Raw genomic sequence first — 17,945 nt, 5'->3', positions numbered from 1 at the left:
CATTTTCTATGTAAAAAACAGCAGATAGCCGACAATGATCAGTACAGCTGCCGTAAAAAGCGCCGGTTTTTCAATATCCTGACCGTTACGCTTCATCTCTTTGATCTGCACATAATTTACCAGTGCATAATTCACCAGTGCCCCTGCCTTGGCAAACGGCTGGAAAGCAGGTAGAAAAAGCGACAGCAGAAACATGGCGACGATACCTGCCACACCGCCGATGATCAGTTTATTCCTCTTGGATTTCATAGCATCACCTGAAACTAGAATAGCAGAAATTGGAAGGAAAAACAACCGCAATCGCAGGCAACTGAAAAAGGACGCGCATCACCACGTCCCTTTTCATTAGGTTATCGAAAGGAAATCGATATGAATAAAAGTAATTGAAATCGTGTAGTTTACAATAAAAGGAAGGAATGTAAAGAATACACAACTTTCAAGGTTATCACAATAGAGCCAGTATCATGATAACAGAAATAAGGTACTTATTTCCTGTCTATATAGTAACATTTTTTACTCCGATTGTAAACCCTTCCACGTTTTTTCTTTCTCTTTCCACAAAACTCGGGAAGAAGAGACAATTCCCGAGTTTATCTGATTTCGCTATTTATTTTGAATATAATCATCGATTGCTGCAGCAGCTGTTTTCCCGGCGCCCATCGCAAGAATGACCGTGGCAGCTCCGGTTACCGCATCACCGCCGGCAAATACACCTTCTCTGGTGGTTGCACCGTTGTCATCTGCAATCAGACAGCCCTTGCGATTGGTTTCCAGGCCCTCTGTTGTAGAGCGAATCAGCGGATTCGGCGATGTTCCGATTGCCATAATCATACAGTCAACATCCAGCACGAAGTTGCTGTCCTTGATTTCCACAGGACGTCTTCTTCCACTGGCATCCGGTTCTCCCAGCTCCATGGACACACATTCCATACCGCATACCCAGCCGTCTTCATTTCCCAGCACACGGACCGGATTGGTCAGCAGCTTGAAGACAATGCCTTCTTCCATGGCGTGCTCCACCTCTTCCTTACGGGCAGGCAGCTCATCCATGCTTCTGCGGTATACGATGGTTACTTCCTCAACACCCAGACGCTTTGCACAGCGTGCCGCATCCATCGCCACATTACCGCCACCGACGATCACGGCGCGTTTTGGATGCTGAATCGGTGTATCCACACCATCCTTATATGCCTTCATCAGATTGCAGCGTGTTAAGAATTCATTTGCGGAATACACACCCTTCAGGTTTTCTCCCGGCATATTCATAAAGCTTGGCAGCCCCGCACCGCTTCCGATAAAGACAGATTCATATCCGGCATCAAACAGATCATCGACAGATTCACTGCGTCCGATGACCATATTGGTCTGAATATCGACGCCCATCTGCTTCAGTCCTTCGATTTCCGTCTGCACGACAGCCTTTGGCAAACGGAATTCCGGAATACCGTACATCAGCACACCGCCGGCGACATGCAGTGCCTCAAACACGGATACCTGATATCCCTTTTTTGCCAAATCTCCGGCACAGGTCAGTCCCGCAGGTCCTGCCCCTACCACAGCAACCTTATGACCGTTGCTTTCCGGCTTTTTCAGCTCATCCTTCACGTTTTCTCTGTGCCAGTCAGCCACAAAGCGCTCCAGACGTCCGATTGCCACGGCTTCCCCTTTTACACCGCGTACGCATTTTGCCTCACACTGCTTCTCCTGTGGACACACACGCCCGCAAACAGCAGGCAAAGAGCTTGTTTCGTGAATGATCTGATAAGCTTCCTCAAAATTCCCTTCCTTTACCTGTTCGATAAAATCCGGAATATTAACAGCAACCGGACAGCCGTTGATACATGGCTTTGTCGGACAGTGCAGACAGCGCTGCGCCTCCTCCATTGCCATTTCCTTTGTATAGCCCAGAGCCACCTCTTCAAAATTATTTCTTCTGACCTCTCCGTCCTGGACAGGCATTTCCACTTTCTTCAATGACATATTCGGCATATCAGCGTACCTCCTTATTCATCAGATTGCAGGCAGCATCTCTGGCATGTGCTTCAAAATCACGATACGTTGCCCCACGGGACATCGCTTCATCAAAATCCACCAGATGACCATCGAAATCCGGACCGTCCACACAGGCAAATTTTGTTTCCCCGCCTACACTCAAACGGCAGCCGCCGCACATTCCGGTACCATCAATCATGATCGGATTCATGGATACCACGGTTTTGATACCGTATTTTTTTGTCAGCTGACAAACGAACTTCATCATGATCAGCGGTCCGATCGCAATGACCTCATCAAAGCTTTCCCCTTTGTTGATCAAATCCTCCAGCACGTTGGTAACCAGCCCCTTAACGCCGGTACTGCCATCGTCACTGACAAGATAGGCATGCGTGCTGACCTGTTTGAATTCCTCCTCGAGAATTACCAGATCCTTATTACGGAATCCCGTGATCACGGTAACCTCCGTGCCGTTTTCATGTAACGCCTTTGCTGTTGGATAAGCAATGGCACAGCCGACACCTCCACCAATGACACAGACCTTCTTATACCCGTCCACATGGGAAGGCTTGCCAAGAGGACCGACGAAATCCAGAATACTGTCCCCGACATTCAGCTGATTCAGCAGCATCGTTGTCTTGCCGACAATCTGAAAGATGATCGTAATCGTGCCTTTTTCTCTGTCATAATCCGCAATCGTCAGCGGAATACGCTCCCCATCCTCGTGCACACGCAGAATAATAAACTGTCCTGCCAGTGCTTTTTTCGCAACAGCCGGTGCTTCAACAACCATTTTGGTAACGGTTGGATTTAGAATTTCCTTCTCTATAACCTTGTACATTGCTTCTCCTTTCTGAAAACTTTTTCACCATTCTGAAAAAGTTCCATAACGCATAATCTTATTTTACCTTTTTTCGTTTGGATATGCAATATTTAAACGTCACATTTCCCTGTCATTTCCATGTTCCACTGCAATCCATCCAACACTCACAGACACAGCAAACCTACGCGTACATCATTCCTGAACACATCTGCCACTTATAGTATTCCATTGCTGGTGTTTGTTTCCTAACGGGTTGAAGGTATAAAGAAAAAGACTTATTCAGCCGACCAATGTCGTTGCCTGTCTAAGTCTTTTCTGCACGGAATAGAAGCTTACAGACTCTTGTGCAGCAGAGAAAGTACTGTTTTTAAATCCTCGACGCCCATCTGTCCCGGTGCACTCGCTTTTTTTGCGGCACCAAAGGTCAGTGCAGAACCAAAGACCTCTCCACACAATCTGGATAGTACGCCTGTACCCGCCATTGACATTGTGATGATCGGACGATCCGCAAAGTTTTCATGCATGTCATTTGTCGCCTGCAGCAGTGTGATTACATCTGCCTTGCAGGTTGGCATAACCGCGATTTTCGGAATATCCGCTCCCAGTGTCTGCATTGCTTTTAAACGTGTCAGTATTTCATTATAAGATGGTGTTTTGTCAAAATCATGGTTGGACATGATAACGCGAACACCCTTGTCATGCGCATGGGCAATCAGTTCCTTTACCTGCGCTTCCCCAGTGAACAGCTCCACATCAATCAAATCCGCGTTTCCGCTGTCAATGATGGCTTTGTTCAGCTCTACATAGGCTGCTGTACTGATTTCCAGTTCCCCGCCTTCCTTCTTACTGCGGAAGGTCGCAAGAATCGGCATTTCCGGCATAGCTTCACGAAGCACCTGCAGCATCGCTACCGCCTTTTCACAGCACTCCACCTCTTCAAACCAGTCCATACGCCATTCTACCACATCTACAGGAACACTCTTTAGCACTTCTACTTCAGAAAGCAGCTCTTCCTTTGTTTTTCCGACAATCGGCACACAGATTTTCGGAATCCCCTCGCCGATTACTATATTTCTTACGTTTACCGTATTCATGTTTCCTCCTACTGCATACGTTTCGTATATGCTTCATACAATGCATCGCCAGTCTGCGCCTTGATGTTCTCATACACAGGCTGTGCTTTTTCGCGCAGCTGATCAATCATGGAATCCTCAAGCTCTATGATGGTTGTTCCGCTGCCAGTAATGATATTCAGTCGGTCGTTCACACGCTCATCCGCCTGCTGCCGCGCATAGTTGCGGGCATTCTCCGCTGCCTTATCGACGATTTTCTGATCCTCGCTGCTTAACGACTGATAAAATTCATCGTTGACAATCAGCGAAAGCAGATGCGGCAGATGGTTCGTCTGTACGATGTAATCCTGCTGTTCATAAATTTTTCCGGATACGACAACCTCATATGGATTCTCCTGTGCATCAATCGTCCCCTGCTGTAAGCCGATATATACCTCGGAGAACGTCATCGGTGTCGGATTGGCGTCGATGGATTGCCAGAAGGCGATATGATATGGATTTTCCATCGTCCGAATTTTCTGTCCCTTAAAATCATCAATGCTTTGAATTTTCCGGTTGGTTGTCATGACACGAAAGCTCTGATCTCCCATGGCCAGCAGACGAAAGCCTTTTTCCCTGTACACCTTGTTGATCATGGACATCAGGTCAGGGTCATCGAGTGTGTTGCGCAGCTCCTTAATATCCGTATACGCAACCGGCAGATCGAAGATTGCCAGCTTGGACATAAAATTGGTCTGTGGTGCCGTGTTTTGCAAAACGAAGGGAATATCCTGTCCCATACAGCTCTCAATCAGCTCACGGTCACTTCCCAGCGTACCGTTTTCATACACCTGCATATGGATGGAGCCATTGCTCAGCCATTCCACCTCTTCCGCAAACTTATGGGCAAACAGTCCGGTTACCGTATCCTTTGGGGAATCGGTCGCAATGATCCACGGATACGCGGCCGAAGCCTCTGCCGGATCCTCAATCTTCTGCGCACAGCCGGACAGCAGCAAAGAGAAAGTGAAAAGAGCAAATAGAATCTTTTTCATAACGTCCCTCCTCTTACGATACCAGCAGAAGTGAAATCTGCGGAATAAAGGTAATGGCCAGCAAAGCGATCAGAAAGAAGACAATCAGCGGCATGGCCTTTTTCGCAATCTGCATGACCGGAACATCTGTCAGAGAGCTCGCGACAAACAGATTGATACCGATCGGCGGTGTCACAAAGCCGATGGCAAGGTTGACAACCATGATGATACCAAACTGAATCGGATCGATTCCAAGACTGTTGGTGATGGGAATCAGGATCGGAGTCAGAATCAGAATGGCTGGCGAGGTATCCATGACCATACCGACGATCAGCAGCAGCACATTGATCACCAGCAGTACCGCAACCTTGCCGCTGAAGGTGGACAGGATGAAGTCCCCTGCCATCTCCGGAATCTGCAGCAGGGTAATGATACGGGAAAACGCCACTGCCGCACTCAGGATAAACAGAATCGGTGCAAAGGTGCGGATTGCCTCCACCAGCACACCCTTCAAATCACGGAATTTCAATGTCCGGTAGATACACATGGAAATAATCAGCGCATAGAACACGGATATAACCGCTGCCTCTGTCGGGGAAGCAATCCCGCTGTAGATGCAGCCCAGAATGATCACCGGTGTTAACAGTGCCCAGAAGCTGTCCAGAAACACCTTCACGAACCCCTTCTCATGCAGGACGGATACCTCTGCGTGAATCTTTTCCTTATCCTCTCCATGCTTTTTACAATAGTAAAGCGCATACAGCATCAGCAGCAGGGCAATCAGAATCCCCGGAATGATACCGGCCATAAACATTTTACCGACACTGGCTCCGCTCGCCATACCAAACAGGATAAACGGTATGCTTGGAGGTATTATGACACCTAGACCGCCCGCAACCGCAACAATGGCAGTCACAAACACCTTGTCATAGCCCATGCGGATCAAAAGCGGAATCGTCATACTGCCGACAGCGGCCACCGTTGCCGGTGCACTGCCGGAAATCGCACCGTAAAACAGACAGGTCACAATGACTGCACAGGGCATTCCTGCGGTATGCTCTCCCAGAAAATAGAAGAAGACATCAAACAGCTTCTTACTGACACCGCCCTTTGCCATCAGAATACCGGACAGCACAAACATCGGGACAGCGAGCAGCGGGAAGGAATCAATTCCTCCCAGCATGGCGCGGATGATATATTCCGCCGATATATGAAAATTAGGATCCAGCAGCGAGGGTGCCAGCGATACCGCCGACAGCGTTGCGGAAATCGGTACGGATACAAGCAGAAGAACGATAAACAAAATCATAATTACCATTGCCAGCATATCGTCACTCCCCTCTTTCCTTAATTTTTCCGCAGGTAATGAAATAGCGGATATTACCGATTTCCAGCACGATCTGCTGGAGGGCGCGAACGGCGGCAAGCGTGAAGCCTACCAGCGGAGCCGCCTGTACAAAGGGCATCGGCAGTCCCAGTGCAGGTGACTTCTGCGCACTTGCAATACTCATTTGCAAATAGGTAACCGCATGCCATGCCAGAAACGCAAACAGCGCAAACAGGATCACGTTTAACACCAGCTGTGCAACGACATACACCGGCTTGGGAAACATGAGAATGACCTGATCGATTTTTATGGAAATCCACTTTTTGATGCAGTAGCTGATGCTTAAAAACCCGCTCCAGATAAAGAGATAGCGTGTCAGCTCCTCAGACCAGCTCAGCGACGCGTTTAGTATGTAACGGCTGAACACCTGAAGGCCCATAAGCAGCGTCATCGTCACCAGCAGTGCAATCAGCAGTGCTTCTTCCAGATTGTCATCCAGCCATCGTATAATCTTCATGTTACTTCCTCCTAACCGTTAGAATTGCCGTTATTATATCATACCGCACCCACATGCGGTATGATAAATTTCCATTATTTCCCTGCCAGCTTCTGAAAACGCAGGTTGACAAACAGTGCAAGCAATACACCGATTACGGTAATCACAATGTTCATCATCAGAATCTGTGCGGAATCCATGGTACCTGCAACAGAGAGAATCGTATAATTGGAAAGACTGGACATAATCATGACAATACTTGTGATGGTTCCCTTGATATGCGGGAACAGATCATTGGCAGTTGCAGTAACCAGCTGCAGAATGACACCACCTGCACTGTAACCAACTAAGGCAGCACCGATATAGCACATCGTTTCACTGCGTGTCATATAGACAAGTACCAGCGTAATCAGTGTTATCAGCGGATACACAAACAGGAAGCGCACACCCTTGATACGGGATACCAAACCAGCCGTTACGATGATGGCCGCAAGAGAACCGAAGGAATAATATGTCTGCATCATGCTTGGATCACTCACTCCTGCCAGATCCTTTGCGAAGGTCTGTGCACAGTTCAGCCACAGCTGGAAGGTAGCGGTGCAGGTAAAGCCGATGACGATCAATGCGATGCTTTCCGCAGAGAAATGAGAATTGCGGATGTTTTCGAGCAGTCCCGGTGCTTTCTCGCCGGCAGCCTTCTCTGCTTTTGGCATCGGTGCAAAGATCACCAGTACACCAATCACCAAAATCGCAATACCACTGATGTACAGCAGTACGTTGTAGGAAAGACTTGCCCCTGCAAGTGCCCCCAGCATGAACGGCAGCAGCAGCTGTGCTGCAGAGATGAAGAATTTTGTCAGCATGGTTGCCAGAGAGGATCTTGGCTCCAGAATTTCCACACAGGCCGGAATGACACCGGTATCCAGAAAGGAATTGGCGATTCCCCCAAGAATTGCCGCAGCATAGGCAACCCACATATTCGGTGACATTGCCACACCGATGAAGAAGATCGCATAGGATGCGATACCAATCAGGGAGGAAAGCTTTCTTCCCATTTTATCGGACAGCGGTCCTGCAATCGGCAGGGAAATCAAACGTCCCAGACCCAGCGCAGCAGCTACCATCGTCACCTGTCCGATGGCATCCATGCCCTGTCCCCACTGGGCAACCAGCATTTCCTTGATCACGGCCTGTCCCAGAATGGAACAGCCGATACCGTGAATGAAGTAATTCAAGTACAAGATAAAGGCACTTGGATAGTATTTTTTATTCATAACTTTCTCCTTATGTCGTTTGTTTATTTAAAATTTGATATCCAGAATTTCTTTCATGTAGTCAATCGGCATTTCCTTGCCTGTCCACAATTCGAATGCGGCAGCACCCTGATACAGCATCATACCCAGACCGTTCATCGTCTTACAGCCGACTTCCTTTGCGACACGCAGCAGCTCAGTTTCCGTTGGCATGTAGACAACGTCGGTAACGATCAGATCCTTGCGCAGGAAGCTTGCGTCCGGAATAACCATCTGCCCTTCCAGCGGTTTCATTCCGACACCGGTCGCATTGGCAAACAGATAGCTGTCTTCGATTTCACGCTTGAATGCTTCCGTATCCGCAAGGTCAAACAGCGTTGCCTTGCAGCTTGTTTTTTCGTTGATATTTTTCACATTCTGTTCTGCGCGCTCCCAAAATTCATCGCGGCGGTTGAAAATGGAAATTTCCTTAACTCCATCCAGAGCCATCTGAATTTCGATTGCCGTCGCAGCTCCACCGGCTCCTGTAATCGTAACCTTCTTACCGGCAGGCTCAATTCCTGCATCCTTTAAGGAACGCATATATCCGATACCGTCGGTAATATGTCCGGTTAATACCCCGTTGTCATTGACAACCGTATTGACAGCACCACACAGCTCAGCAGCCGGAGATAAATGATCCAGATACTGTCCGATGACGGTTTTGTTCGGCATGGATACATTGTATCCGCGCACCTTCAGTGCCTTAAAGCCCTTCACCGCATCCTCCAGCTCTTCGTTTCCTACCTCAAACGCCAGATAGGCATAATCAAGTCCCAGCTTTGCGAATGCCTCATTGTGCATCTTTGGTGATTTTGAATGACGAATCGGTGTCGCAATCAATCCGATCAGTTCTGTGTGTCCGCTAATTCTTTCTGCCATAATTGGTTCCTCCTTATATAACGTGTTCCGTTTCTTTTCTATAAAAATTCTTTCTGCTTCAATGCGTTGAGAATGTTTCTTCCCTCTGCCACACCGTCAATGATTCTTCTGGCACGTACGCTGTCACCGATATTGAACAGCTCTACATCCTCATCCGCAAAGGTCTGCTTCAGCTCCTCCATAACCGGAGAATACGCACGCATACCCAGGCAGACAAAGCCGTAATCGAAGTCCAGTGTTTCCATCTGCTCGTTGCGTTTTACGACAAAGTGATCCGGATGCACTTCCTGCAGTGCTGTAGAGGTCAGTACCTGTACGTTGTGTTTTTCCAGCATATCGTAGGTTCCCACCTTGGTAACGGTATCCAGATCCTTTCCGACAACCGGAAGCATTTCCACAATGCTTACGGCAGCCCCGCGCTTTGCGAAGAATTCCACTACGTCTAATCCTACCGCACCGCCGCCGACAACGCAAACCTTTTTGCCGCTGAGATCCTTTGGATACTGATCAATCTGCCGGATCATACCCAGAATGCCGCTGACACGGCTTCCTGACGCATCGATGTTTTCACGCAGTCCGCTGATTGGCGGAAGCAGCGGCGTGGAACCGGTCGCATTGATGATGAAATCCGGCTTCAGCATCTTCACAAAGGAAGGTGTTGCCTCTGTAGACGTAAAGGTAATCAGGTTGCGCAGCTTTTCTGCACGATGAATCAGATAATCCGGGAAATCACGAAGACGCTTTTTATCCGGAATCTTGGAAATTTCCACACTCAATCCGCCCAGATGGTCTTCCTTTTCAATCAGGAAGGTCGTACAGCCAACCTCTGCGGCAGTACATGCTGCCTCAAGACCTGCAGTACCGCCGCCGATGACAACGACATTGCATGGCTTTTTCACCTTCCAGCTGCGGTATTCCTCACCCTCGTTGACACTTGGGTTGACCGAACAGCGAATCGGGCGGTTCAAGCCGATGCGGTGCCCCGAGCAGCCGATGTTGCAGGAAATACATTTACGAATCGTATCTTCCTTTCCGTAATGCACCTTGTTGGTCCAGCTTGGATCCGCAATCATCTGGCGTCCCATACCGATCAAATCGGCATCTCCACGCTCCAGAATATCCTCGGCAACCTTAGGGTCACGGATGTTTCCCGTCGTGATGACCGGCTTCGCATAGGCTTCCTTTACGGCTTTTGCCATATAGGAGCGCCATCCATCCGGCAGATAGTTCGCATCGATCTGATACTGAATGGAATCCACAAGACCGCAGGAAACATCAATGATATCCGCTTCCGCATGGAAGTATTCCAGAAGCTTCAGCGTATCCTCCAGCGTATTGCCGCCTTCTAAAAATTCATCCGCACTGATGCGTACGATGATTGGAAACTGTGCTCCGACTTCCTTACGGACAGCCTCCAGCACCAGTCTTGCAAAACGGGCGCGGTTTTCATAGCTGCCGCCGAATTCATCTGTACGCTTATTTGTCAGCGGAGATAAGAACTGATTGATCAGATAGGAATGTCCCGCATGAATCTCAACAGCATCGAAGCCGATGATCTGTGCACGCTTTGCCGCTTTCGCATAGCAGTCAACAATATGCAGAATTTCCTCTTTGCTTAAGGCACGCGGTGCTGCCCCGTTTTTCTTGTTCGGCACATCACTCGCACTGACCGGCTGCATACCGATACGTTCTTCCACAGCGCTTGCTCCGGCATGATTCAGCTGAATCGCGATTTTCGTGTTGTGTTTATGAATCGTCTCCACCAGCTTATACAGCCGTGGAATGTAGTTGTCATGATCAATGCGCAGCTGTGTTGTTCCATTGGAACCGCACGGATAATCCACACACGCATTTTCCACGATGATCAGTCCGGTACCGCCCATGGCACGCTGTTCGTAGTAATTGATGTGCAAAAAGCTCATTTCACCGTTCTGCTCACCAAAGTTTGTTCCCATCGGCGTCATGACGATACGGTTTGGAATCGTCATCTGTTTCACCGTCAATGGTTCAAAGATCGAAGAATACTTTCCCATTACTATGCCTCCTAATTGTGAATGTTATCGTATTCACAAACATTACACGCTTATTATATATATTCCCTTACATGTAAACAATTCATAATTTTTACAAAATCTATAGATTTTATCTATAAATGAGCTATACTATTTGTATGGTAAATACTGGAGGTATGCGTATGAATCTGAATCATCTGCACTATTTTCGCGTGCTGGCAAAAACGGAGCACTACACACAGGCTGCCAATCAGCTGGACATCACACAGCCTTCCCTCTCCCATGCCATTGCCGCTCTGGAAAAGGATCTGGGCTGCTATCTGTTTGAAAAGCAGGGGCGCAATATCAAGCTGACGAAATATGGACGTATCTTTTATGAATATATAGATAAGGGACTGCAGGAAGTCGATCTGGGAGAGCGCCGGCTGCGGGAGCTCACCTCCCAGGAAAACGGATGGATCGATCTGGCTTTTATTTATACCCTGGGCAGCCACTACGTTCCCCATCTGCTGCAGAGCTTTCTGGCACAGTCGCAAAACCGCAAGATCAAATTCTCCCTGAAGCAGGGCAACACCACAGAGATTCTGCAGGGGCTGAAGGAGGAAAAGTACGATGTGGCCTTCTGTTCCTACGTGGACAATCAGCCGGATATCAATTTTCTGCCGATTGCACAGGAGGAGGTTGTCGCTATTGTTTCGCGCAGCCATCCTCTGGCAGTGCATGACAGCGTTGACCTTGCCCGGCTGAAGGAGGAAACCTTTGTCTATTACGATCGTCAAAGCGGTATCCGCCCGCTGCTGGATTCCCTGTTTGAACAGGTGGGCATAGAGCCCAACATCATCTGCGAGGTGGAAGAGGACAGTGCCGTTATCGGTCTGGTAGCCATCAATTACGGTATCGCACTGGTGCCGAATATTGCCATGCTGGAGCAGTTTCCTGTGAAAAAGCTGACCATCACCAATCCGCCGCATGAGCGTTACATTTATCTGGCTACCGTCAAAAACCGCTACCTTCCCCCTGCTGTACACACCTTCTGTAACTTTATCGTACATCACACCTCCATTAAAAACCCGCACACCAGTGACTGATTTTCCATTTTCTTTCATAAATTTTCACAAAATATGAAAACTTATGCTTGCATTTTCCGTAAGAGTGTTGTATCCTAATGGCAATAGGAGTGATACCCATGAACAAATCCATACAGACAGCAGCTTATTATTTTTACTTTAGATAGCCCTGAAACAAACCATTGAGATATCGTGGTTATTTTAGCGTTTCAGGGCATAAAAAAAGCATCGAACGAAGAAAACGTTGATGCTTTTTTTGTAGCCTGTCCCGGATACAGCAAGCTTCTATGATAGAAAATTAAGAAAAGAGAGGAAGAGAACAAATGAGATACGGACTAATTGGTGAAAAGCTTGGACACAGCTTTTCAAAGGATATTCATGAAAGGATTGCGGATTACACCTTCGATCTGATACCGCTGAGCAAAGAGGAATTCAAGACATTCATGGAGAAAAAGGAGTTTACTGCATTGAATGTAACCATCCCCTACAAGAAGGATGTCATCCCCTACCTGGATGAAATGGATGAGCATGCAAAAGCAATCGGTGCTGTAAATACAATCGTCAATCGTGACGGCAAGCTGAAGGGCTATAATACCGACTTCACCGGCTTTTTATACATGGTGAAAAAGCACAATGTACACATGGAAGGAAAAAAGGTGCTGATTATCGGAAACGGTGGAGCCAGTGCTGCCATTCAGGCAGTGGTACAGCATGAATCAGCTGGCAGCATGGTCATCGTCGATGTTGTGCCAGGAAACGGTGCCATCAGCTATGATGAAATGTTCTCCAGTCATCTGGATGCGGAAATCATCATCAACACCTCCCCGATCGGAATGTACCCGCGAATCGGCAATGCTCCGATCGATATCAGCATGTTTCATAAATGCGAGGCCGTTCTGGATGTGATCTACAATCCGATTCTGACAAGACTGTGCTTCGAGGCGCAGGAAATGGATATCAAGCGTGTAAACGGTCTGGAGATGCTGATAGCACAGGCAAAGCAGTCCGTGGAGTTCTTCCTGGATAAGAGTATCGACGATCAGATCATCGACGATATCTATCAGGATATGCTGCGCGAGCGCTGCAATATCGTATTGATCGGAATGCCCTCTGCCGGCAAGACAACCATTGGCAAAATGCTGGAGAACCGTATGCAGAAGGAGTTCATTGACCTGGATGATATCATTATCGAAAAGGCCGGAAAGTCCATTCCGGAAATTTTCGAGGAAAGCGGAGAGGCAGGCTTTCGCGCCATTGAAACAGAAGCGGCAATCGAGGTCAGCAAGCTCAACAACAAAATCATCGCCACCGGAGGCGGTACGATCAAGCATAAAGTGAACATGGATTACCTGCGTCAAAACGGAATTACGATTTTCATTGACCGCGATGTGGATAAGCTGATCAGCTCCGATCCGAACCGACCGCTGTCCAAAAGCAGTGATGCCCTTGCGAAAATGCATGCCGAGCGTCTACCGCTGTACCAGAAATATGCAGCCTATGTTGCAGTAAACAACAGTGACATCGAATCAACCGTCACAGAAATCGTAGAAGCCTATCACAGCATTTTGATTGATGCTGTCAGCGATTAGAAGAAAAGAGGAAGAAACAATGATTATCACATTAAAAAAAGATGCTCCCAAGGCAGAGGTTGAAAAGCTGATTCATACCTTTGAAAACAAGGGGCTGTCCGTTACCATGATTCAGGGAGATAATTACAATGTCTTCGGTCTGGTTGGCGATACCTCCAAAATCGATGAAAAGCTGGTGAAGGCACATCCGTTTGTCGAAAATGTCACACGCATTGCCGCACCGTATAAAAAGGCGAACCGTCTGTTTCATCCGGCGGATACCATCGTGGATGTAGCCGGCATCAAGGTTGGCGGAAATGAGAAAATCGTCGTAATCGGCGGACCCTGCTCCGTTGAGGGTGATACCCAGATTATGGATATTGCAAAGGAAGTGAAGAATGCCAGCGGCGATATGCTGCGCGGCGGTGCATATAAGCCGAGAACGAGTCCCTATGCGTTCCAGGGTATGGGAACAGAGGGTGTCAAATGTATGGTGCATGCCAGAGAAACCTATGGGCTGCCGATTGTCAGTGAGCTGATGAGTGCAGATAAAATTGATGAATTCGTCGAGCATGTGGATTTGATTCAGATCGGTGCCAGAAACATGCAGAACTTTGATCTGTTAAAGGCGGTCGGGCGCATCAACAAGCCGGTGCTGTTAAAGCGCGGTCTTGCCAATACAATTGAGGAATGGATCATGGCTGCGGAATATATCATGTCCGAGGGCAATGAAAACGTCATTTTCTGTGAGCGTGGTATCCGTACCTTTGAAACGTATACACGAAACACACTGGATCTCAGTGTAGTGCCGATTATTAAGGAGAAAACGCATCTGCCGATCATTATTGACCCAAGTCATGCGACCGGTGACTGGAGACTGGTGGAATCCGCTTCCCTGGCAGCGATTGCCGCAGGTGCCGATGGTCTGATCATCGAGGTGCACAATGACCCGGAAAATGCATGGAGTGATGGTGCGCAGTCATTAAAGCCGGAGCGCTTTGGTGAGGTGATCCGCAAGGGAAGAAAAATCGCCGAGGTGATCGGGCGCAGTATGTAGGCATTATTGCCCCTATATACATGATACATGCAGTTGCAAACGCAGGAAGAAAAAAAAAGAATCCCACCCACAAATGGAAAAGGGATTCTTTTTTCATATCTGCTTACAGCACCTCTTCCCTGCAGACCAATGCGGATTTTGCCGTTTCACTGAAGTATTTCATCGCCTCCCTTGGATATTTGCCGGCTGCCGTTTCACCGGTCAGCATGATACTGGAGGCACCATGGTAAACCGCATGAAAAATATCGCTGACCTCAGCTCTTGTAGGTACTGGATGCTCCATCATGGAATCCAGCATCTGCGTTACCACCATATACGGCATGGAGTGTACACGGCATATATCCTGTATCCGCTTCTGTACAGCAGGCAGTTCCCATAACGGCATCGCATTACCTAAATCTCCTCTGGCAATCACAATCTGATCGCAGTATGGAAAAAGCTCCTTCAGATGCGCTACCCCCTCCATGTTTTCAATTTTTGCATATACCTGCAAATCCGGATTCCCGATGCTTTTCAGGGCTTCCTTCACCGTGATCAAATCCTGTGCATTTCTTACAAAGGGCTGCATGATTCCGGTAACGCCATACTGCCTGGCGGCCTTCAGATTACGGATATCACTTTCCGTAAGTGTCGGCAATTCGATGTGACCGTTCACCAGAGCCAGACTTTTCCCCGATTTCAACACACCTCCATGCAGAACAGTACACAGCAAGGCATCTTCCCTTACCTGTTTCACCTCCAGAAGAATACGACCGTCATCCAGCAGAAGCCTCTGTTGTACCGCCGTATGAGCCAGCAGCTCCACAGGAATCGGAATGTCCTTCCCCAGTTCGACTGTCTGCCGTTCTTCCAATAAGACAGGCTCCCTCAGCCTTCCGACCCGCAGCTCCGGTCCCTTCATATCGATGAGCAGCTTTGCCTGTACGCCCGCCTGCTCCTGTGCTTTTTGATATGCGTACAGCCATTCCTCGCAATCTGTCAAATCCACATGGGAAAGATTCAAGCGGACACCATTCATTCCCATACAAAGCATTTCATACAGGGCGTCCTGTGTATGCAGAGACGGCCCTAGTGTTCCATAAATATCCAGTGATTTCATTATCTTATACCTCGCTTTTTTTATTATAGCAGATTAAATGAGATATAAAGATATTTGTTTCTTTTTTCCTTATTCCTTTTATGAATGACTCGAATATTCTGTTGTGCTTCACACAGTATCATAGAGCATATAAGCATAGTGGTGTCCTGAAACTTCATCCGAAACGGATACCTCATACGGTACCACCCTATGTGAATTACCCCATGTATAGTATAATGAAGTATACATGAATGAAGGAGGTGTCCAGAATGAGAAAAATAAGGGGAATAGGTATGTTATGGATGAGTGTTCTTTGTATACTTTTCCTCACCTCCTGTAGGGATGATAACAAGGCTGTAAAGCACGCGAGTGTCGAGCATGAAGAAAACGTATATGAGAAAATAGAAGCTAAGGATATTCGTCGTGTCAAAATCAGCGGGAATGCCCGGTCTATCATAATAAAACAGGATGCGGATACAGCTTTTAAATTTCAAAACGCCGACTTGAATGCAGCACATACATATGATGTTCGCAGCAGCAGAAACGGCGATACGCTCAATATATCCGTTATGATGAAAAACGGAGAAGAGGATAACGACGTTCTCGGATCATTTCTTATTTACCTGCCACGTAAAGAATTTGATGTAATAGAAACAGCAGGTGAATTCAAACAGATTCACATAAATCCTATTCATTCAGATATCTTCCTGCACGCTGACAAATCAGTGGTAGCTCTGCATCTAGAGGCTGCAAAGCTGGATCATGATATCGTGCTGGATGGATCAGAAGCGAATGCATTTAAAAGTGTCTCTGTATACTTTGATACCGTACCAGCCAGCATAAAGATGGAAGTAAATCCTATACAGAATGGCTCTATCCAGGATCCACAGCATATCCTTGATAATGGCAGGCTTGTATCCGGGACAGAAAAGCCTGTTATACGTATCCATGCCGCAAAAGAAATCAATCTGTATAAAGAAAACAGCTGATAAGCTTCTATATTGTATAACATCAGAGACGGATTATTTTCCAAGACAAAAGCTGTCAATGTTAGAAATCCCCAGCAACCTTTTCAGAGTTAAATAGAAGGATGTCTTTTTGATAAAGCAGCCATGTTTGATGAAAGAAAATGTGATGTTCTCTTTTCCAGCGGTCGGCAGCTAATTCGCCCCATGAATGATAGAGAAAACAGAATGCTACACCAAGACAACGGAAATAGCAGACGATTTTGGTATGAAAACCGTCTGCTTTTCATCATTGCATTCGCGCAAAGCTAGAGAGAAACAAGCAGCTGTTTCAAGTTTTTCATAAAGCAATGGCTGTATGAATTTTCAGCTGAATTCCCTGCCTCTGTTTATTACGAATTCTAATGCCGTTTTGAGCACTCATCGCGGCCAGAATCCATCCATATCTCAATTTTAGCTTACCACTATACAGGGAGCGTTTATATATTTGCATCCACTTCATTTTCAGGGGATATCTCACACAATCGTAAACGGATGACACAGCGGTGCAGATATGATTTTGACACCCTTCAGCTTTTCCGACAGAAATGCCGCCATATCCTGGATAAAGATATGTTCAATACCATAATGTCCGGCATCAATCACAGCAAGCCCCTGTGCCACCGCATCAATGCCAATATGATGGGAAATATCACCGGTAATCAAAACATCACACTGCTTGTAAAGCGCATGGGAAATCATACTGTTTCCGGCACCCGGAGAAATCGCAATCCGCTGAACCTGCCTGCTTACATCACCATAAACCTGCACGCCCTGCAGCTCAAAGGTTTGCTTGATCTGTTCGCAAAGCTGAAAAACCGGCATTGCCTCCGGCAGCATCCCATACTGTCCAATCCCCTTCCCGTCTTCACTGGTAGCCTCCAGTACCTTTGTTTTCTTAAGCTGCAGCATTTGCGCAGCCACCTCTGCCATGCGGAGCACATCATAATTGGTATGCATGGCATAGCAGCACATCTCCTTCTGAATCAGCTCTATTATCCTTCTGCCGATAAAATCCTGATCGTGAATCTGCTTGATTCCGTTAAACAGGAGTGGATGATGGGTAATCAGAAGATCTGCATGATTTATCACTGCATCCGCAATCACCGCATCACCGGCATCCAGTGCAATGTAAATCGTTTGCACATCCTTATCGAAGCGACCTGTCTGCAATCCGCAATTATCCCAGTCCAACGCATAGGACAGCGGATAGTGTTCCTCGATAACATGCAAAATGTCAGCACAGCGCATACACATACCT

The 17,945-nt window shown here is 47.4% G+C and carries 16 protein-coding genes; 4 read left to right on the top strand and 12 right to left on the bottom strand.

Annotation, left to right across the window (positions count from 1 at the left end):
- Nucleotides 1–6 precede the first annotated feature (6 nt).
- The 10 genes from KSZ58_RS09845 to KSZ58_RS09800 all read right to left on the bottom strand — a co-directional run bounded on the left by KSZ58_RS09845 (nt 7) and on the right by KSZ58_RS09800 (nt 10,931).
- Entirely contained in the window at nt 7–249 is a 243-nt protein-coding gene (locus KSZ58_RS09845) for a hypothetical protein (protein ID WP_217752692.1), read from the bottom strand.
- A gap of 354 nt (nt 250–603) precedes the next feature.
- Nucleotides 604–1,989: an NADPH-dependent glutamate synthase gene (gene gltA, locus KSZ58_RS09840; protein ID WP_009269142.1), complete on the bottom strand. Its 1,386-nt coding sequence runs from the start codon at nt 1,987–1,989 to the stop codon at nt 604–606.
- A 1-nt stretch (nt 1,990) separates the two neighbouring features.
- A complete protein-coding gene (locus KSZ58_RS09835) occupies nt 1,991–2,833 on the bottom strand; it encodes a sulfide/dihydroorotate dehydrogenase-like FAD/NAD-binding protein (RefSeq protein WP_002609003.1) in 843 nt (280 codons plus the stop codon).
- 314 nt (nt 2,834–3,147) lie between these two features.
- Nucleotides 3,148–3,909: a type I 3-dehydroquinate dehydratase gene (gene aroD / locus KSZ58_RS09830; protein ID WP_008817265.1), complete on the bottom strand. Its 762-nt coding sequence runs from the start codon at nt 3,907–3,909 to the stop codon at nt 3,148–3,150.
- Nucleotides 3,910–3,917: 8 nt separating this feature from the next.
- Nucleotides 3,918–4,922 carry a TRAP transporter substrate-binding protein gene (gene dctP / locus KSZ58_RS09825; protein WP_008817266.1) on the bottom strand — a complete coding sequence of 335 codons (1,005 nt, stop codon included), beginning with the start codon at nt 4,920–4,922 and terminating at the stop codon, nt 3,918–3,920.
- A gap of 13 nt (nt 4,923–4,935) precedes the next feature.
- Entirely contained in the window at nt 4,936–6,228 is a 1,293-nt protein-coding gene (locus tag KSZ58_RS09820) for a TRAP transporter large permease (protein ID WP_009269143.1), read from the bottom strand.
- A 4-nt stretch (nt 6,229–6,232) separates the two neighbouring features.
- Complete coding sequence (locus KSZ58_RS09815; protein ID WP_008817268.1) at nt 6,233–6,745, bottom strand: TRAP transporter small permease; 513 nt, start codon at nt 6,743–6,745, stop codon at nt 6,233–6,235.
- A 74-nt stretch (nt 6,746–6,819) separates the two neighbouring features.
- On the bottom strand, nt 6,820–7,998 hold the full coding sequence (locus KSZ58_RS09810; RefSeq protein WP_009269144.1) for an MFS transporter: 1,179 nt from the start codon (nt 7,996–7,998) through the stop codon (nt 6,820–6,822).
- A 27-nt stretch (nt 7,999–8,025) separates the two neighbouring features.
- Nucleotides 8,026–8,898 carry a shikimate dehydrogenase gene (locus KSZ58_RS09805; protein ID WP_002608997.1) on the bottom strand — a complete coding sequence of 291 codons (873 nt, stop codon included), beginning with the start codon at nt 8,896–8,898 and terminating at the stop codon, nt 8,026–8,028.
- A gap of 38 nt (nt 8,899–8,936) precedes the next feature.
- Nucleotides 8,937–10,931 (bottom strand): FAD-dependent oxidoreductase, encoded by a 1,995-nt coding sequence (locus KSZ58_RS09800; protein ID WP_008817270.1) that lies wholly within the window; start codon nt 10,929–10,931, stop codon nt 8,937–8,939.
- A 161-nt stretch (nt 10,932–11,092) separates the two neighbouring features.
- Between KSZ58_RS09800 and KSZ58_RS09795 the strand changes: the two genes are divergently transcribed.
- The 3 genes from KSZ58_RS09795 to aroF all read left to right on the top strand — a co-directional run bounded on the left by KSZ58_RS09795 (nt 11,093) and on the right by aroF (nt 14,602).
- Entirely contained in the window at nt 11,093–11,998 is a 906-nt protein-coding gene (locus KSZ58_RS09795; RefSeq protein ID WP_008817271.1) for a LysR family transcriptional regulator, read from the top strand.
- A 302-nt stretch (nt 11,999–12,300) separates the two neighbouring features.
- Nucleotides 12,301–13,566, top strand: coding sequence for a shikimate kinase (locus KSZ58_RS09790; RefSeq protein WP_009269145.1), 1,266 nt, complete (start codon nt 12,301–12,303; stop codon nt 13,564–13,566).
- 19 nt (nt 13,567–13,585) lie between these two features.
- The gene (aroF, locus tag KSZ58_RS09785; RefSeq protein ID WP_009269146.1) at nt 13,586–14,602 is read left to right on the top strand and encodes a 3-deoxy-7-phosphoheptulonate synthase; all 1,017 of its coding nucleotides are present in this window, start codon (nt 13,586–13,588) and stop codon (nt 14,600–14,602) included.
- A gap of 103 nt (nt 14,603–14,705) precedes the next feature.
- On the opposite strand, the gene KSZ58_RS09780 is transcribed toward aroF, so the two are convergent.
- Nucleotides 14,706–15,701, bottom strand: coding sequence for a pyruvate kinase (locus tag KSZ58_RS09780; protein ID WP_009269147.1), 996 nt, complete (start codon nt 15,699–15,701; stop codon nt 14,706–14,708).
- A gap of 248 nt (nt 15,702–15,949) precedes the next feature.
- Here KSZ58_RS09780 and KSZ58_RS09775 point away from each other — a divergent pair, with 248 nt between their 5' ends.
- A complete protein-coding gene (locus KSZ58_RS09775) occupies nt 15,950–16,669 on the top strand; it encodes a hypothetical protein (RefSeq protein ID WP_009269148.1) in 720 nt (239 codons plus the stop codon).
- Between the two features lie 492 nt (nt 16,670–17,161).
- On the opposite strand, the gene KSZ58_RS09770 is transcribed toward KSZ58_RS09775, so the two are convergent.
- Nucleotides 17,162–17,935: a Nif3-like dinuclear metal center hexameric protein gene (locus KSZ58_RS09770; protein ID WP_008817276.1), complete on the bottom strand. Its 774-nt coding sequence runs from the start codon at nt 17,933–17,935 to the stop codon at nt 17,162–17,164.
- Nucleotides 17,936–17,945 lie beyond the last annotated feature (10 nt).

This window comes from Erysipelatoclostridium sp. DFI.2.3 (genome assembly GCF_019132535.1).
In the GTDB taxonomy this organism is placed as follows: domain Bacteria; phylum Bacillota_I; class Bacilli_A; order Erysipelotrichales; family Erysipelotrichaceae; genus Clostridium_AQ; species Clostridium_AQ innocuum.
Note: the sequence above shows the minus strand (reverse complement) of the source record. Positions and strands in the feature narration are given on the sequence as shown.

Coding starts and splice junctions, on each gene's coding strand:
- KSZ58_RS09845 (WP_217752692.1), bottom strand. CDS start 249: ATGAAATCCAAGAGGAATAAACTGATCATCGGCGGTGTGGCAGGTATC.
- gltA (WP_009269142.1), bottom strand. CDS start 1,989: ATGCCGAATATGTCATTGAAGAAAGTGGAAATGCCTGTCCAGGACGGA.
- KSZ58_RS09835 (WP_002609003.1), bottom strand. CDS start 2,833: ATGTACAAGGTTATAGAGAAGGAAATTCTAAATCCAACCGTTACCAAA.
- aroD (WP_008817265.1), bottom strand. CDS start 3,909: ATGAATACGGTAAACGTAAGAAATATAGTAATCGGCGAGGGGATTCCG.
- dctP (WP_008817266.1), bottom strand. CDS start 4,922: ATGAAAAAGATTCTATTTGCTCTTTTCACTTTCTCTTTGCTGCTGTCC.
- KSZ58_RS09820 (WP_009269143.1), bottom strand. CDS start 6,228: ATGCTGGCAATGGTAATTATGATTTTGTTTATCGTTCTTCTGCTTGTA.
- KSZ58_RS09815 (WP_008817268.1), bottom strand. CDS start 6,745: ATGAAGATTATACGATGGCTGGATGACAATCTGGAAGAAGCACTGCTG.
- KSZ58_RS09810 (WP_009269144.1), bottom strand. CDS start 7,998: ATGAATAAAAAATACTATCCAAGTGCCTTTATCTTGTACTTGAATTAC.
- KSZ58_RS09805 (WP_002608997.1), bottom strand. CDS start 8,898: ATGGCAGAAAGAATTAGCGGACACACAGAACTGATCGGATTGATTGCG.
- KSZ58_RS09800 (WP_008817270.1), bottom strand. CDS start 10,931: ATGGGAAAGTATTCTTCGATCTTTGAACCATTGACGGTGAAACAGATG.
- KSZ58_RS09795 (WP_008817271.1), top strand. CDS start 11,093: ATGAATCTGAATCATCTGCACTATTTTCGCGTGCTGGCAAAAACGGAG.
- KSZ58_RS09790 (WP_009269145.1), top strand. CDS start 12,301: ATGAGATACGGACTAATTGGTGAAAAGCTTGGACACAGCTTTTCAAAG.
- aroF (WP_009269146.1), top strand. CDS start 13,586: ATGATTATCACATTAAAAAAAGATGCTCCCAAGGCAGAGGTTGAAAAG.
- KSZ58_RS09780 (WP_009269147.1), bottom strand. CDS start 15,701: ATGAAATCACTGGATATTTATGGAACACTAGGGCCGTCTCTGCATACA.
- KSZ58_RS09775 (WP_009269148.1), top strand. CDS start 15,950: ATGAGAAAAATAAGGGGAATAGGTATGTTATGGATGAGTGTTCTTTGT.
- KSZ58_RS09770 (WP_008817276.1), bottom strand. CDS start 17,935: ATGCGCTGTGCTGACATTTTGCATGTTATCGAGGAACACTATCCGCTG.